This is a genomic window from Cellulophaga algicola DSM 14237 (assembly GCF_000186265.1).
Taxonomy (GTDB): domain Bacteria; phylum Bacteroidota; class Bacteroidia; order Flavobacteriales; family Flavobacteriaceae; genus Cellulophaga; species Cellulophaga algicola.
On record NC_014934.1, the window covers coordinates 4,629,036 to 4,643,866 of the forward strand.

The following is a 14,831-nucleotide window of genomic DNA, read 5'->3' on the forward strand; positions in this document are numbered from 1 at the left end:
GTGATCTGTATTTTTATGCTAAAAATCGCGAGGCTTCATCCAGATGATTTCTGTATCCTTAAAATACTCATGTACTATTGGCAGTACCTCCTGAACTTTAGAATGGATATCATGAAACAACAAAATGCCTTTTCTCCAAAGCAACATCAATTTTATTTCACGTTGGGCAACTTGCTGCACGTTTAACTTAGCACTCCAATCTCTGGAGTCTATATTCCATAATATAATTTTAGATTTCTTATCCGTAAAATAAGCTACCATATCCGTATTTCTTTGGCCGTACGGAGGTCTAAAATACAGTAGGTCGTTCTTATTTTCTGTTGGGAAAACATTTTGAATCAGGGTGTTTGTATCATCAATAGATGCTTGCCATTCTGCATATTTTTGATGTGCCTTATGCACTTTTCCATGAGAAAGCAGCCTATTTTCTCCATAAAGCTCTTGTAGTGCTTGTTTAGAAGAAGCTTTTAATCGCTTTTCAAAATTATCGCCTAAAACAAAAAACATCCCAGATAAGCTGTACGTATCTAATACCTGTATCAGTTTATCCGTATTTCCATTCCCTAAAGTAGGACCATCATCGAACGTTAACAAGAAATTTTTATCTGTAAAATTATGTCCTTGAATTTCGATATCCGAAAATGGTATTATTTCACTGGTAATTTTAGGGAACAAAGCGGCTAATCTAATTTGCTCTTTTACATAATCCTCATAAAAAAGTTTTGTAGCAACATACCAAGCATTAAATGTACTAGGAAACTGCTGTTCTAATGTCGCTAAGGATAAGGCATTCCAATTACTGTTTTTACTTATTGGAATTAGCTCTTTTAAAGCGGCATCAGAAAGCTGATTGAAATTTAACAGTATTCTTGTTTTAGTAGCTTCTTTCCATTGTGCTACCGACTCCGTATTTACGCTTTTAAGAGCAACGCGTTGTGTTAGGACGCTCTCTGATAAAGAATCATAACTATTGAACACTTCAATAAAAACAAGCATCTCACATTTAGAGGCTATATCAAAACTCAAGTTCGATTCCATTTTCAAAGGCCAAGGCTCCGTATCCATAATATCAACTTTAGCGCCATTAGCACCAAAGAAAAATAAGGGCATTAAAAATAACATGAAACAGATACTATTGCTACTTTTTTTCATGTGTTATCTTAGTTTTGACTGCATTCTTGCTATTCCTTTCGTATAGGCTTCACGTGCTCTATTTTGCTGTGCCAGCTCAAAGTTTTGTAGGGCGTCTTCCCACTGGCTTTTCTTTTCATATATCCTAGCAATATTGTAATAAGAACTAGCTCTTACATAATGTGCTTTACTACCCGATGCAAGGTCTATTGCTTTTCTGTTGGCCCATAAAGCTTCTGCCTCTTTATTCAGTTTTTGAAAAGCTAAGCCTAAATTACTATACGCTTGTCCATTTCCTTGATTTAATTCAATGGCATTTTGAAATAATAAAACCGCGCTTTCTAAATTTCCTGCATGGTATTCTTCCTCTCCTTTTCTATTAACAGCCTGTGATTCTGCTATATTAAAGCTTGAAGCCTCGATAATAGCTCCATCAAATCTGTAGTTTTGCAAAATAGTACTTACACCTTCCCATGTAGATGCATTTTTAAAATCACCCACATCAACAATATTTCCCATTTCATCAATTAAAAAAGGAATCCAGATATTACCTTTCTTCCCCACTGGCATTGAGTATGTTTTTACAAGAGTATTTCCTATATAGATATACACTTTAGCCCTACTTACATTTGATAGGTTTGCATTATTTATTAATTTTCTATCAGAATAATTATGCACAGCATACACATATTTTTCTCCTTGTTTCTTTTTTGCGATAGTAATGGTTTCTGGTCCGTAACTATCTGTATCATCAACATCTAGATTTGCTTGATCAGCTTCTTTCTTATGAAAACAAACGTAACCACCAGCATATGACAAGTGAGAATCTATATCGTAAGGAGAAACTCCCCAACTTAACACAATTCGCATTCCATCTAATTCTTGCATGGTCGGACTAATGGCATAGGTTAAGCCATCACACAAGCACTTGGTTATTAAAGGCGAATACCCGTCTTTTTTTATAATTAAAATGACCTCCGAATCATTTCTATAGTGCTCCGGAATACTTACTTTTCCTTGGCTATCTGTATATTTAGTAATAGATGTTTCTCCGTTTTTCTGAAAAATAATTTCAGCATTCGGCATTACTTTATCTTTAACGACGGCACTCAATACCAATATTTCCGAAGAAGATTGTGCAAAAGATACAGCACTCATAATTAATGCTACTAGGGTTAAGATTTTCTTATTCATGGTTGTTTTAGTTAGATTATTTTTCTACATAATTAATTCCATTCCATATCAATACAGTATCACATTCAATAACAATATCATTTACATTGTTTGTTTTTGATGCTAATACGCCTATTCTTTTTGGAGATCCAATAGCCTCTATTTCTAGAGCTTCATTATTTAAAACAATAGTACAGTTGTTTAAAATTCCCCATCGTTCCCAATAGCTACCAGAAATTTGATCCATAACGCCATTGCCATCTAAATCATAGGCTATCGTTAAATATTCTGTACCAGCTTCTTGCGATAGAAAATCGCTTGATTTTAATTCTATGAGCGCACTTAATTTATGATCTCCCTTACTTTCTACTAATTGAAAATCATGGGTATCAAAAACATACGTTTCTTCCAAATCTTCACATAATGCCGTATTTCCTGCTCCAATAGCATTCGTCTCAACCACAAACTGTCTATTCGTATGCTGATCATAATTCAAATTCATTCCACCAAAATAGTATCCTATATCATTGGACCGGTTAAATTCATTGCCGTTAAAAGAGAAGGTAAATAAAGAATTGCCGCAACAATTTCCTCCACACGCATTAGCTTCTAAAAGCACTTCTTCGTAGCCATCATCATCGTAATCCTGTATCTCTATGAGATCAAAGCAAGCTTCATCTTCAAAACTAATGAGCACTGTTTCCTTACCATTCACTGTAGCTATCAATTCTTTATGGAGGTCTTCGCCATCCTTTAGCGTATACTTTATTTTATTTCCTGTAAAAAGCTTCAGAAAACCATTAAAAACATAACCTTCTCCTATACTATTAGATTTTACCTTAACCCAGAATCCATTTATATGTTCTGTACTAAAAGAAAAATCCGTCTCTTCTAGGAGCACTATTTTTTCATCAAATTCTAGTTTTCCAATTTTTTTGCCCGCTATACTTGGAGTATCTCGTACTGATAAGCCGCTTTTAGCTGTGACACTATACTCTTTCTGACTAAAAGAATAGAATGAGAAAAATATTAGTACAAGAAAGATTCTATAGTTCATCTTATTTCTTCGTAATTGTTATTAATTGCTCCGGATTTTAGTAGCGTTTAGAATGATTTCCTACTTCTTAAAATTCCAGTACGCTACTCATTTGTCTTTACTTTAATGGGTGTAGCGTTCAATTTATAATTCGTTAAAATTGCTTGAGCTTCCTTACCACTCAATATCTTTAAGTTCGCATTACTAATCGCTTCTTTGTCCGGCATCATAGTCCGCATTAAAATTAATTTATAAGCCTCTTTTCTATACTCGAGCTTTTCCGCTCCTGTATGTACTGCTGCATAAGGCTCATAAGCATTGGTCATTGCCAGCCATATATTTATTTCATTATCTGGATGCAGGTCTCTTTTAAAGTTTTTGATAGTTTCCTCCAGAGAAATAGGATATACTTCTTCAAAGGTCTGATGAATTCTTTTTATATGAGCTAATTGGGTTTCCGTTAAAGAGGAACTACCTGCAGGACTGGGTGTTAAGTCCTCTATTGCGACAAGCTCCACTTTAGGTTCTGGTGTTGGTTTCTCTTTACACGCTAGTACTGTAATAGCTAGTAAGGCAATAAGAAGGGTCTTTTTCATTGGGTTGGTTTAGGAATACACTAGGTGCATGCTGTATAGAACGTAGGATGCAAAAAGATAGTATATTTTCCTACAAACTTAATAGTATCATAAACTATAAGGCTAGTTTTTTAGCGAAACTCTTGTTTTAAAGGCTTCTAAGGGCAATAATGAAATTTGATTTGTCTATTTATTGAAGAATGAAATACCGAGAGCAAAGCTTCTGAAAGTAATGCGTGGCACATCAATAAGCGCTAATTAGCAGAATACGCTACGACTATCAATTCGTTTGAATAAAAGTTTTATCTATTTTAAAAGCATAGGCCTTGGGATCAAACTTAAAGCTGGTTACGTATAATTTTGAAGGGTTCATAGGGGCTGCTTCTTCATAAGATTGAAAACTTAAAAATCCGTTTTCATCTTTTTCAAAGGTGGCTCCTTTTAGATAATCCATAAACACCAACTTATAGTAGTTATCATATTGGTTTAAAAAGATTCCGTACATGCAGCCGCCCGTACCACAAGCGCCCAAATGCACCATAAGATCTAGTTTGTTATCCCCATTAAAATCGGCATACTTTTCTGGTTCCGTTTTTGCAAAAGAATCAGGCAACTCAAAATCTATTCCTTCGGGAATGGTAATTCTCACAAAATTCTCGTTATTAATAATATCAAGCCGAAATAAACTATCTGGAAGCTGTACTACAGGAAGATTTTCAACTACTGGTTTCGATTCTTTTTTTGAGGTTTGACAGCTTGCTAATACTAACAAAAAACAACAAATGACACTATAACTTAAGTAGTTCATCATATCATTTTCTTTTACGCCACTCCTCGCTAAGGATACTATACATATACGTGCCCGCACTATTGCCGTAAGATTGTATGGCATAATTTCTCAAAAGTCCCTCTCTAACCGCCCCTAACTTTTCTACCGCTTTTTGCGATTTTAAATTTTTTACATCTATTCGGAACTCTACCCTTCTCAATCCCAATACATCAAAGCAATAGTCTCGGAGAAGCCCTTTGCAATTGCCATTGATACCGGTGCCTTGAAATTGAGCTCCAATCCACGTCCACCCTATTTCTAATCTTTGATGCGGAAAACTAATAGTTCCAAACATGGTTACGCCAATAGGAGTTTGGTCTTCCTTGTTTAAAATGAGTAGCGGATACAGCTCTTTATCTTTTTTGGACTTCATACAGAAGTTCATATACTCCACCAAATCAGCTCTATTTTTTACTCTTACGCCAAACTCCCCTAACTCCTTATGGTAAGCAATAGTTTCTAAAGCATCAATATCCTGCATTTCTAGAGGACGTAGTACAACGGACTCGTTTTCAAGAAGTATAGTGGAGGAGAAAAATTGTGTTGTGTTCATTATTTATGACTGCTTTCTTTAGGTTTATATTGCTTACTCCTCATGTAATCGATTAATATTTTATCCATTAGCGCAAAATTTTACCACAACTACTCCAATCGTAATTCCTGATAGCTAATTTCCCTAAATTCCTTAGCTTGTTTTGGTTGTCTAATTCCTGCCCTGTAATACTCTAAAGTAATCGTATCTATATCTGTATTAAAAAAAAATCCACTATAAGGCTTACCATTTTTAAAAACACCTGGCGCTATTTCTTGTCCATCATCATCATCATCGAGGAAATTGTATTCAACTCCTGTTTTTACATCGTTCTTATAAATTTCATAGTACGTATAATCTTTATAAGACATCCATTTCTTTTGCATTACAATTTTGCCATTTTTATAGTGTAAAACAGTATGATTTTTGTCTTTTATGAATCCCTCAAAAGGTTCATCATCCTTATATACCATAGTGTAAAATATACGATCTATATTAGAATAGATACTACTCTCTCCATCTTTCTTGCCGTTTTTATAATAAAAATAAGCGAGCGATTTATTTTTATTGATATCCTTTATCTCTTCATAATAAGACTCTTTACCCTCTTTTAAGCCATCTTTTAAGGTAGAAACAACACTAGCCTGACGGTTATTAAAATAGGTGACAAACTGAAAAGTTCCATCGTGAGGTTCTTCATTTACAAAATTACCCTCTGTAAAAATTGAGTCTTTTAAATACGTTTTGATATTTTTTATTTTTCCTTCTTTATAGGTTTCTATATAATATAATTCGTCTTCTGACTCTTCTGATAAACGGCTATCCGTATTAAAAAAAGAACCATTAAATGGGCTCCCATATTTTGTAATTCCTTTATAAAGAATTTCACCACTTTTATCAAAAAATAGTTCCTCATCTGAGGGTTTTGCATAGCTACGAAAAATATCTTTTATATGTTTTATCCCAAGGACATACCCACATTTTTTAGAAGGATAAAATTTGATTTTCTTTTCCCTTACAATTTCTCCGCTCTTGTTGTAATAAACTATGCTATTATTACGCTTATCGCTGATATCTCGATACTCTTCATAGGCTACTTGGTTTGTATCTTCATATAACAACTTTCGTTCTATAAGTTTCCCTTCTTTATAAGTTGTAAAACAATTTGTTACTCCTTCAATTGGTCTATCATTTTCATAAACGCAAGAGGTAATTATTTCCCCATTGTCATCATAGTAATTAGAAATACCATTTAGGCCTCCCATAAAATAATGTTCTTCCCTGTAAATCTTACCATTTTCATAGTACTCTTTATAATCCCCATATTGCAAACCATCAGGAGCTATGTTACTATTTAAAAAGTAATGAGCAATTTGTTGTAAATTTCCATTTTCATGAAACCATTTTACTTCTTCTACTAAAATACTTTCATCTTCCTTTCTTGCCCAACCTATCATTTGTGGCGCTCCAGAGATATAATAATCTTTAATCAATACTAAATTATCTTTTTCTTCTAGTGGTAAATTACGATAATAAGCAGCAGCATCCTTTGTGGTTTGCTCCCAATTGGTATTAAAATATATTGTTTCTTTTACTTGACTATATGCTATATTGAAAAGTAAAACGCTAAATATTGTAAGTATGATTTTTCCCATTTTTAAATTGAATACGATTAAATTTTATAATTATGTTTACTTTGAGAAGTAGTCTATTTATTAAATACTGTCACTTTTTACATTTACATATAAATATCTTTTAACTATATTTAATACCTTTATTTAACAGAAGTTTTTTTTCTTCAAAAAGGTTTCACTAAAAACTTATGTATCTCTTATTTATTAACCTTTGCTGTTTTTAATATATCATTCCAATTTTGCATGTTTTGAAATCCATAAGAAGGGATAGCACTAAATAGTACAAATACAAAAGTATCCGTATCTTCTCCAAAATCAATTACATTAAAAGAGTATAGGTTTTTATTCGTTTTTAAGTCGGCCGTATAAATAGCTTGGTACATGGTCTGTTCATCATATTTTTGGGTATATACATCCACTTCCATTTTAACATTCTCTCTTCTAGACATAATGTCTTTAATATACATATTTAGAACTTCTTTTTTAGTTGTTCCTGTTTTTAAGTCTATACTTTCGAGAACAAATACACTCATATAAGCCTCTCCATCTGTGCATTGCAAATCGAAAAGGTCTTGTTTTTCATCTGTCCAATTATCTAATAAAAATTCTACTTTTCCTTTTTTTGTTTTATGAACAACAAGATTATCATTTGAATTATCATCGGTTAGCAAACAAGAAACTGCAATTTCTTTAATTTCTTCTGGTTTCATTTTTTTTGATTCTGCTATATTGGGATGCTTCTCTATCATTTTATTTAGCATACAATTACACATATCCTCTGCTATAGCTTCAGAAAATCTACTTTGATTTGCATTTAAGCAACCTATAATAAATTCTTTTTTATCTTCCTCTGACCATTTTTTTTGACTACAAGAATAAATTGATAATGATGCGATTAATAATAATCCAAACTTAGTTTTTAATAGTTTCATTTTTTATTATTGTTTTTGAGGGCCTTATTACTAGGAATAGTAGGAAGATAAAATTAGATACTATGGTTTTTGTTTAAAACGTAAGATATAAAAATATAGTGTATTTTCTACCAAACATAAAGAAGTCTCAAAAAAACCAGTGGTATTTTTTTACGAGGGCATTCAAAAAAGCATCTAGAAGGTTCCGAGAAAAATTGATGTACTTCCGGTTTTAGCCAAAGCCTAAACATTTTGTCTTTTCACCTCTTTTCTCTTATAAAGCTAAATAAAGAGATATGGTATATGTTGTTCACAGTTTTAAACTTTAGCTTCAGCATAAAATTCGTATTACTTATAGTTTTTATTACCGTAGTATTTTCTTATTGCCTTCTAAGATATTTATTATGGGCTCTTTTACTCCTAAAAATGGTATCTATTCCTACGGTTTCGGCTGATGATTCTGTATGAATAATTATTTCGCGGATGTCTCCAGAGTTAAAATTTAAATTTTCAAAGTTCAACCTTGGAGTCCTGCCATATTTATAGGGTATGATTTTTAATGTGTATGATCCACTGCCCATCATTTTTTCAAAATCACCATTAGAATCCGTGATTGCTTTAAATTCTTTATTGTTTTCTTTATTTATAAAGATTAGTTCCATCCCTTTTCCAGCAGGCGATTTATAATCACTCACCTTTCCGGTAATAAAAACAACTGTCGTATCTGCCATACCTTTCAAAGTATTTTCTTTAATCTCACCCAAAAAAGCCGGTTGGAATATAGCTATATTAGCGGCATAAGGTTTTTGTAATATGCAAGAATAAAAACTAATTGACATCAATAAAACTAAAAAACAATAGCGGATAAAAATCTTTCTGTTTGAAATGTATTTTTTCATTGTACTTACAAGGTTTTTGCCCTTAATACTGCGAAGGCACGGAACTATTTTTTTCTTTGTACCTAAGCACGTAATAAAGCTTTTTTGATTCACTTTTTTATGACTAACTCTAACTAAAAGCCTATCCTCATAGTACCTATAATAAATTCAAAATAGAGTCCAAAATATAGCATCATAAAACCAATCAAAAACACTATAAATGAGCGTAAATTTTTCATATCAAAACCGTTAACTATAAATGTTAAAATGGTAAGAATTGCATAAAACAGTAGTGAATATGGAACCTCAAGTAATAAATATTCAGCAAAATTTAAATGTAAAAATAGTAAAGAGAGCCATAGGCTTAGTATAGGAACAGCCATACAGATGCTGGCTCTAATAATGAGCCAACCTATGCGCTCTTTAGATAACAACACTACTCCTAGCATACACATAATCCCTATAGTAATAAAAAAATATCCAATTAGATGTTCCATTAATCTTCTATTTATACTTGAATTTTATTTCTATCAATTTTTTTTTATTGAACCAGATTATTATTAAAAACTATTTTGCATTACTCCTTTTCTCAGTGACAAGAAATCTCCATACGGATGTCATAAGAATTCTCTAATATACTACTATCTCAATTCTTTATTGCACGCTATCATTTCTAAGTTGTAAAGCCTATACCCCTCCCCGTGACCCATATATCATTAGTTGGACTCGTTACGCCAAACCAAAGTAAATGCAAATTAAAGCAAAAGTGTCAAAAAAGCCGTGAACGGCAATGATAAACCACAAATCGTATTTACGCAAGTAGAATATTAAGGCTAAGAGCGATCCCACAAACCCAGCAACAAGCTGCCCTGTAATTCCTTGATAACTATGCATAAAACCAAAAAAACAAGCAAATAGGACGATATTAAGGATTATACTGACTTTACTATCCCCAAAGAATTTTACAAATTGCCGCATAAAATACCCGCGAAAGATAATTTCCTCCCCAAATCCTGCAGTAGCCCACACTACCAATAAAGCAATTAAACAAGATGGAAGATTTCCTTCTAGTTGCTCAAAGCTTGAATAATCTATAGGAACCCCTGTGAGTTTTGTTATTCCAGGAACCACAGCAAAGACATAAAAAGCAAAGAGTCCTAGTGCTATTAATGGAGCAAGTACAAAGATGTTTTTTAGCGTGAATTTTTCACGTTGAAATCCAAGCGCTGAAAATAGTTTGCCCTTATATTCTATATAATTCGCTATTATGATTAGTATAGAAATTACGATATTTTCTATCATACCAATTTGGAGCGGTCCAAACCATATAAAGTAGATGATGGCAAGGGTACATAATGGAATTAATGTTTGTCTTAAGGTGATTTTGTTCATGGTATTCTTTTTAATTTCTAAGCGAAATAAGGAACAAAATCTTTAAGAATCTCTTTAAAACAGGGCGTTCTTACTGAATGGTCGTAAATTTAGAACTGAATAGTCGGTCGTTGTAAGCATCTTTTATGAAATCCAATCCATAAATGCTTTTCGCTTATAGCGACTGATCGTAATTTCTTTAATTGCATTGTTCTCAACAGAAGTTTTTAAACGAACACGCAACTTACCATTTTCAATTTTTTCAATTTGATCTACAGCATCTTTATGAATGATAATTTGCCGGTTAGCTCTTAAAAACAATTGATCATTTAATCTTTCTTCGAGCTCATTTAATGTAAAATCGGTATTGATTGTTTTTCCGGCATTTTGAACAGCGTACACAATTTTGTTTTCACTGTAAAAGCACGCAATATTTTCATAGGTGAGTTTGGTTGTTTTTGCACCGCTTTCAATGGTGATTTCAGCATCTTTTATAGATAACTGATATAAATTGTATAGGTCTTGTGCATACAGTAAGCCTATCAAAATAAAACTTAATACTAAAGTGATTAGCAAACCGATGACCAAATAATAGAGCTCCGTTTGGCCACGTGTAACTATGTTTAAAATAATATTGACGGGAATATACATGAGTGTAGTATATACTAGCGTAGAAGCCATAAACCATACAATCGTGACAATTTCTACCTTTTTAGAAAAATGCTTTTTCTTGTAATATTTAAAATTAAGTTCCGCTATGATTCCTATGAAAATGCATAAGGCTATAGAAGATAAAAAACCTTCTAAGGGGAAGCTATACGAATCCCCATCTGGAAAACTATCTCGTGATGCTAAATGATTTATCACTAAAGAGAAAATTGCCACTACTAGTACTTTCTGAAACCAAGGCCATGCAGCACTGCTGATGACGGTATGCCAGAATGGTTTTATCGTATTCTTGGTGGGTCCTGTAGTACTCATGAATTAGAAACTCTTTTTTAGTCCACCTATCTCAGGATGCGGTTTTACTGTTGCAAGCTAACGTTAAATATAAGAAATAGTAGGGCAGGTAATTAGCGATACATTTCGAATTTATACTTAGCCAAATATAAATATTTTGGTTTCTCTTTTCTATCATAAACGCCAAATTTTATATTTAGCGGACTTTGTTAATATGCACAGAATTTTCGATTAAACCACAAACGCCCTATGTTTTTTATACACTTTTGGCAACTGGATTTTTTCAATTTTCAAGGTAAGGTAAAATGTATTTTTTTAAAATTGCTTCTGGTTGTTGTGTTTTTCCATTTCTATAATTTCCTGATGTAATAACAACAACTACTTTTAAATAAGGAATAACAAAAATATACTGTCCACCAGCTCCTCTTGCTTCAATAGATTTTATGTTCTTTTCGTTAACTTGATAAATGTTATGCCACCATAAATAACCATAACCGTTTTTATCAACTACATTCTCTAAATTACGATAGTTTTTAAAGGTGTTTTCAACCCATTTTTTAGATATCACACGTTTTGATTTTCTCTTTCCTTTATTAAGATAAAGTTCGCCGAATTTCAACATATCTTTAGGGGTAAGATACATTCCTCCACCAAAATATGGTTTATCTTTTAAGTCGGATTGAATAATGTAATTTGAAATTCCTAGTTTTTGAAATAAAAACTTATCAATAAACAATTCTAAAGGTTCAGAAACGACTGAATCCATAGCAACGCCAAGTAAAGCTGGGTTTGCTGAGCCATAATTTGCTTTAGTGTTTGGTTTATGTATCATTGGCGCTTTTAGAATTGCTTCAATCCAATCTGGTGTTCTTTGATAATTTTGCTCTGTTGCAGAAGATTTTGGATTTGCATTTATACCATAATCAATAGCATCTATACCAGAGCTCATTGTTAATAGACTCTGAATATCAATTTTAGTTTTTAGACTATCTTTATGTATTTGATATTTTTTAGGTAAAAAATCAAAAATAGATTGCTCAACATTTTTAAATAATGATTTGTCTTTTGCAATTCCAACTATTGAAGATGAAATACTTTTAGATGCTGAACGCATATCGTGTGGGATGTTTGCATTGTAGCCATCAAAGTAATTTTCATATATAATTTTTCCTTTTTTTGAAATTAAAACGGAATGTGTATTAGGTAATGAATCCTTTGAAATAAGTTTTTCCATTTCGGTAAGTTGTAGAATAGAAGTTTTATTGTCATTTTTAAAACCACCAATTTCCCAATCTGTTGTAGATTTGGTTAAACCTATCTGTGTAAGTAAATTGTTTCCTAAATAGATATCTAATAGTATTTCATTTGTGGCTAACTTTCCTTTAAACTGCAAGCCTGTTTTAAAATCGGTAAACGAAATCGAGTCATTTTCTTTTTTAAAATTGTCACACCAAGTTCCTGTAAATCGGTTATCTCCAAAAATTGGATAAGCTTCATATTCATTTCCTGCTCCATTTTCAACACTTAAATAAAAATTTTAGAGGTCAGTAGCTAACTTCGTATCTTGATACTCAGTAAATATATTAAATTATGGATATTTTCAAGGGTCAAAATCTTCTAGAGTTCTCTGATTGCTTCAAAACGGACAATGATTGCAAAGAATATTTAACAAATATTAAGTCTAAAACCCCTTTTAAATGTTCTAGATGCAATCATATAGCCTGTCAAACACGTGCTGATTTCTCTAGGCAATGTAATATTTGTAGACATACAGAATCCGCAACAGCAGATACTTTATTTCACAAGGTAAAGTTTGGTGTTCGCAAAGCATTTTTTATTTGTTTTGAGATGGCTACAAGCACGAAAAGCTTATCTGCAAGTTATATGGGAGTACGTTACGGAGTAACAGAAAAAACAGCTAGACTTTTTATGCTTAAGGTCAGAGAAGCTATGTCTTCGAGTGGGAATAATCCTATGGACGGAGTTGTTCATGTAGATGAATTTGTTTTAGGGGGCAGAGAAGAAACAAAAGTTGGCAGAAGCTACAATGCTAAGAAAAAGAAGGCGGTTACAGCTGTTCAGCTTACAGAAGATGGAAAGGTAAAAAGAATGTATGCTATGAAAATAGATGATTTTTCAGCACAATCCTTACAATATATTTTTGTCAACCATATCAGCCGAAACGCAAAGATTACTACAGATAAATGGAGAGGCTATAGTCCTATTGCAAAGGCTTACGACATCACACAAATAGAAAGTAATGGAGGGTTAAATTTTAAAGCGCTTCATACAATGATACATCAGGTTAAATCTTGGATAAGAACAACTTATTCTTGGGTTAGTGACAATAATTTAAATAGATATTTCAATGAATTTTGTTTTAGAATAAACAGATCTCAAAGTAAAGCTACAATATTCAATAATCTTATTGTTAAAATGGTCAATAATGATAAAATCAATCAAGCTGAATTAATAAGTAATTAACTACTGACCTCTAAAAAATTTAACGATTTTAACTCATCTACCATTAATATATTCCAAATACCTACAAAAGTATTATTGTCAGATTTTATAAGTTTTAAGTGATAAAGAAGTATTCCAGACTTGATAAATCCGTTAATTTCTTTACCGCTTTTGGACAAAATACCTTTAAAAGAATAATTTTCAGAAAAAGGTATTTCTATTAAAGAAGCACTTTTTATATTAAAAGGATAATCAATAATATTTGTTCTGTTAAAAATTTTAAATCTAGCTTTTTCAAGTCCTAAATTTTCTATTTCTATTTTTAGGTTGAATGTCTTTGAATTTTCTATTTTTCCTTCCCAACCACTTGTATATTCTACCATATTCTGCGTATAGGCAGAATATGAATAAAGAATGGCAAGTAATAGTATCAAGTCTTTGATTCTCATTTTGTGATTGATTTTAGATGAATTGCAAAGGTGATATTATTCTATTTACTAAAATTGTATATAATTAACATTAGTAAATATTCTTTAAAAATTTTGTTGGCGTTGAATTATATGTTTTCTTAAAGTTTGAAATAAAGTGGCTTTGGTCATAGAAACCACACTGATAACAAATTTCAGTCATAGAAAACTTTTTAGAGAGAAGTAAATGAAACGCTTTATTTAATTTAATCAATCGGATGTAATTACCAAGACTTGTTCCGAAATACCGATTGAATTCTCTAGACAAATGGATTGGATGGATGTTTAATTTTGAACTTAAACTTTTTAAAGAATAGTCTATTTTTTCCTCAATCAATAATTCTTTTAGTTGACTTACCCAAATTGGTTTTTTTTGATTCCCTTTTTTTGATTCTTTTATAGTATTAAATATATCAATCAAATTACTCTCAATACTTAAATTTGAATACTGGTCATTAATTTTAGTCTCAATAAACACCTGATTCATCAGGTTCTTTATAATTGGATTCTGTAAATTGATACTTCCTTCAAAATCTGTTGTTTGAATATCAAAATTTGAAAACCAATTCTCATTCAGCTCAATGTGAAAACCTCTGGTAAATTCAGGAGGTTTTATATTGTAATGTGAGTCTTGCCAATTATGAAACAGTAGATTTCCTGGCTCTAAATAGTATGATTCCTTTTTATTAGATTCAAATAATTTACCTTGAAGTAAATAAGTGAAATATGGATTTTCGTGATAATGCCAATCAACCTTACTATGTGTATATTCCGTATCGGTAATTATTAGATTTTCAAAAGCTGATTTTTGATAATGTGTTCCGTAGAATTCTCCTGTTTTTAGTTTGTTCATTCTTTTTCTTCAGCTTGC

Annotated in this window: 16 protein-coding genes; 1 reads left to right on the plus strand and 15 read right to left on the minus strand. The window is 31.9% G+C overall.

The window, feature by feature from the left end:
* Positions 1-18: 18 nt before the first annotated feature.
* From CELAL_RS20105 to CELAL_RS20165, 13 genes are all read right to left on the minus strand, one after another.
* A complete protein-coding gene (locus tag CELAL_RS20105) occupies positions 19-1,152 on the minus strand; it encodes a polysaccharide deacetylase family protein (RefSeq protein WP_013552741.1) in 1,134 nt (377 codons plus the stop codon).
* Between the two features lie 3 nt (positions 1,153-1,155).
* The gene (locus tag CELAL_RS20110) at positions 1,156-2,325 is read right to left on the minus strand and encodes a tetratricopeptide repeat protein (protein WP_013552742.1); all 1,170 of its coding nucleotides are present in this window, start codon (positions 2,323-2,325) and stop codon (positions 1,156-1,158) included.
* Between the two features lie 16 nt (positions 2,326-2,341).
* Positions 2,342-3,361 (minus strand): SH3 domain-containing protein, encoded by a 1,020-nt coding sequence (locus tag CELAL_RS20115; protein WP_013552743.1) that lies wholly within the window; start codon positions 3,359-3,361, stop codon positions 2,342-2,344.
* A gap of 83 nt (positions 3,362-3,444) precedes the next feature.
* A complete protein-coding gene (locus tag CELAL_RS20120) occupies positions 3,445-3,936 on the minus strand; it encodes a hypothetical protein (protein WP_013552744.1) in 492 nt (163 codons plus the stop codon).
* Positions 3,937-4,195: 259 nt separating this feature from the next.
* A complete protein-coding gene (locus CELAL_RS20125; RefSeq protein ID WP_013552745.1) occupies positions 4,196-4,726 on the minus strand; it encodes a hypothetical protein in 531 nt (176 codons plus the stop codon).
* Position 4,727: 1 nt separating this feature from the next.
* Positions 4,728-5,297: a GNAT family N-acetyltransferase gene (locus tag CELAL_RS20130; protein WP_013552746.1), complete on the minus strand. Its 570-nt coding sequence runs from the start codon at positions 5,295-5,297 to the stop codon at positions 4,728-4,730.
* A gap of 89 nt (positions 5,298-5,386) precedes the next feature.
* The gene (locus CELAL_RS20135; RefSeq protein WP_013552747.1) at positions 5,387-6,931 is read right to left on the minus strand and encodes a toxin-antitoxin system YwqK family antitoxin; all 1,545 of its coding nucleotides are present in this window, start codon (positions 6,929-6,931) and stop codon (positions 5,387-5,389) included.
* Between the two features lie 176 nt (positions 6,932-7,107).
* Positions 7,108-7,842 carry a hypothetical protein gene (locus CELAL_RS20140; RefSeq protein ID WP_013552748.1) on the minus strand — a complete coding sequence of 245 codons (735 nt, stop codon included), beginning with the start codon at positions 7,840-7,842 and terminating at the stop codon, positions 7,108-7,110.
* Positions 7,843-8,201: 359 nt separating this feature from the next.
* The gene (locus CELAL_RS20145) at positions 8,202-8,720 is read right to left on the minus strand and encodes a hypothetical protein (protein ID WP_013552749.1); all 519 of its coding nucleotides are present in this window, start codon (positions 8,718-8,720) and stop codon (positions 8,202-8,204) included.
* Positions 8,721-8,833: 113 nt separating this feature from the next.
* Positions 8,834-9,196 carry a hypothetical protein gene (locus CELAL_RS20150; RefSeq protein WP_013552750.1) on the minus strand — a complete coding sequence of 121 codons (363 nt, stop codon included), beginning with the start codon at positions 9,194-9,196 and terminating at the stop codon, positions 8,834-8,836.
* Between the two features lie 232 nt (positions 9,197-9,428).
* Positions 9,429-10,091, minus strand: a complete 663-nt coding sequence (locus CELAL_RS20155) for a CPBP family intramembrane glutamic endopeptidase (RefSeq protein WP_013552751.1) — start codon at positions 10,089-10,091, stop codon at positions 9,429-9,431.
* 123 nt (positions 10,092-10,214) lie between these two features.
* A complete protein-coding gene (locus CELAL_RS20160) occupies positions 10,215-11,051 on the minus strand; it encodes a LytR/AlgR family response regulator transcription factor (RefSeq protein ID WP_013552752.1) in 837 nt (278 codons plus the stop codon).
* Positions 11,052-11,313: 262 nt separating this feature from the next.
* Positions 11,314-12,423, minus strand: coding sequence for a serine hydrolase domain-containing protein (locus tag CELAL_RS20165; RefSeq protein ID WP_013552753.1), 1,110 nt, complete (start codon positions 12,421-12,423; stop codon positions 11,314-11,316).
* A gap of 197 nt (positions 12,424-12,620) precedes the next feature.
* Between CELAL_RS20165 and CELAL_RS20170 the strand changes: the two genes are divergently transcribed.
* Positions 12,621-13,514, plus strand: coding sequence for an IS1595-like element ISCal1 family transposase (locus CELAL_RS20170; RefSeq protein ID WP_013549103.1), 894 nt, complete (start codon positions 12,621-12,623; stop codon positions 13,512-13,514).
* Here CELAL_RS20170 and CELAL_RS20175 read toward each other — a convergent pair.
* Entirely contained in the window at positions 13,511-13,942 is a 432-nt protein-coding gene (locus tag CELAL_RS20175) for a hypothetical protein (RefSeq protein ID WP_013552754.1), read from the minus strand. The genes CELAL_RS20170 and CELAL_RS20175 overlap by 4 nt on opposite strands.
* 70 nt (positions 13,943-14,012) lie before the next feature.
* Complete coding sequence (locus CELAL_RS20180; protein ID WP_013552755.1) at positions 14,013-14,813, minus strand: helix-turn-helix domain-containing protein; 801 nt, start codon at positions 14,811-14,813, stop codon at positions 14,013-14,015.
* Positions 14,814-14,831 lie beyond the last annotated feature (18 nt).

Excerpts from the sequence above, each read along its gene's own strand:
- CELAL_RS20105 (WP_013552741.1), bottom strand. The coding sequence starts at position 1,152 with ATGAAAAAAAGTAGCAATAGTATCTGTTTCATGTTATTTTTAATGCCC.
- CELAL_RS20150 (WP_013552750.1), bottom strand. The coding sequence starts at position 9,196 with ATGGAACATCTAATTGGATATTTTTTTATTACTATAGGGATTATGTGT.
- CELAL_RS20120 (WP_013552744.1), bottom strand. The coding sequence starts at position 3,936 with ATGAAAAAGACCCTTCTTATTGCCTTACTAGCTATTACAGTACTAGCG.
- CELAL_RS20110 (WP_013552742.1), bottom strand. The coding sequence starts at position 2,325 with ATGAATAAGAAAATCTTAACCCTAGTAGCATTAATTATGAGTGCTGTA.
- CELAL_RS20145 (WP_013552749.1), bottom strand. The coding sequence starts at position 8,720 with ATGAAAAAATACATTTCAAACAGAAAGATTTTTATCCGCTATTGTTTT.
- CELAL_RS20130 (WP_013552746.1), bottom strand. The coding sequence starts at position 5,297 with ATGAACACAACACAATTTTTCTCCTCCACTATACTTCTTGAAAACGAG.
- CELAL_RS20115 (WP_013552743.1), bottom strand. The coding sequence starts at position 3,361 with ATGAACTATAGAATCTTTCTTGTACTAATATTTTTCTCATTCTATTCT.
- CELAL_RS20170 (WP_013549103.1), top strand. The coding sequence starts at position 12,621 with ATGGATATTTTCAAGGGTCAAAATCTTCTAGAGTTCTCTGATTGCTTC.
- CELAL_RS20155 (WP_013552751.1), bottom strand. The coding sequence starts at position 10,091 with ATGAACAAAATCACCTTAAGACAAACATTAATTCCATTATGTACCCTT.
- CELAL_RS20140 (WP_013552748.1), bottom strand. The coding sequence starts at position 7,842 with ATGAAACTATTAAAAACTAAGTTTGGATTATTATTAATCGCATCATTA.
- CELAL_RS20175 (WP_013552754.1), bottom strand. The coding sequence starts at position 13,942 with ATGAGAATCAAAGACTTGATACTATTACTTGCCATTCTTTATTCATAT.
- CELAL_RS20135 (WP_013552747.1), bottom strand. The coding sequence starts at position 6,931 with ATGGGAAAAATCATACTTACAATATTTAGCGTTTTACTTTTCAATATA.
- CELAL_RS20125 (WP_013552745.1), bottom strand. The coding sequence starts at position 4,726 with ATGATGAACTACTTAAGTTATAGTGTCATTTGTTGTTTTTTGTTAGTA.
- CELAL_RS20180 (WP_013552755.1), bottom strand. The coding sequence starts at position 14,813 with ATGAACAAACTAAAAACAGGAGAATTCTACGGAACACATTATCAAAAA.
- CELAL_RS20160 (WP_013552752.1), bottom strand. The coding sequence starts at position 11,051 with ATGAGTACTACAGGACCCACCAAGAATACGATAAAACCATTCTGGCAT.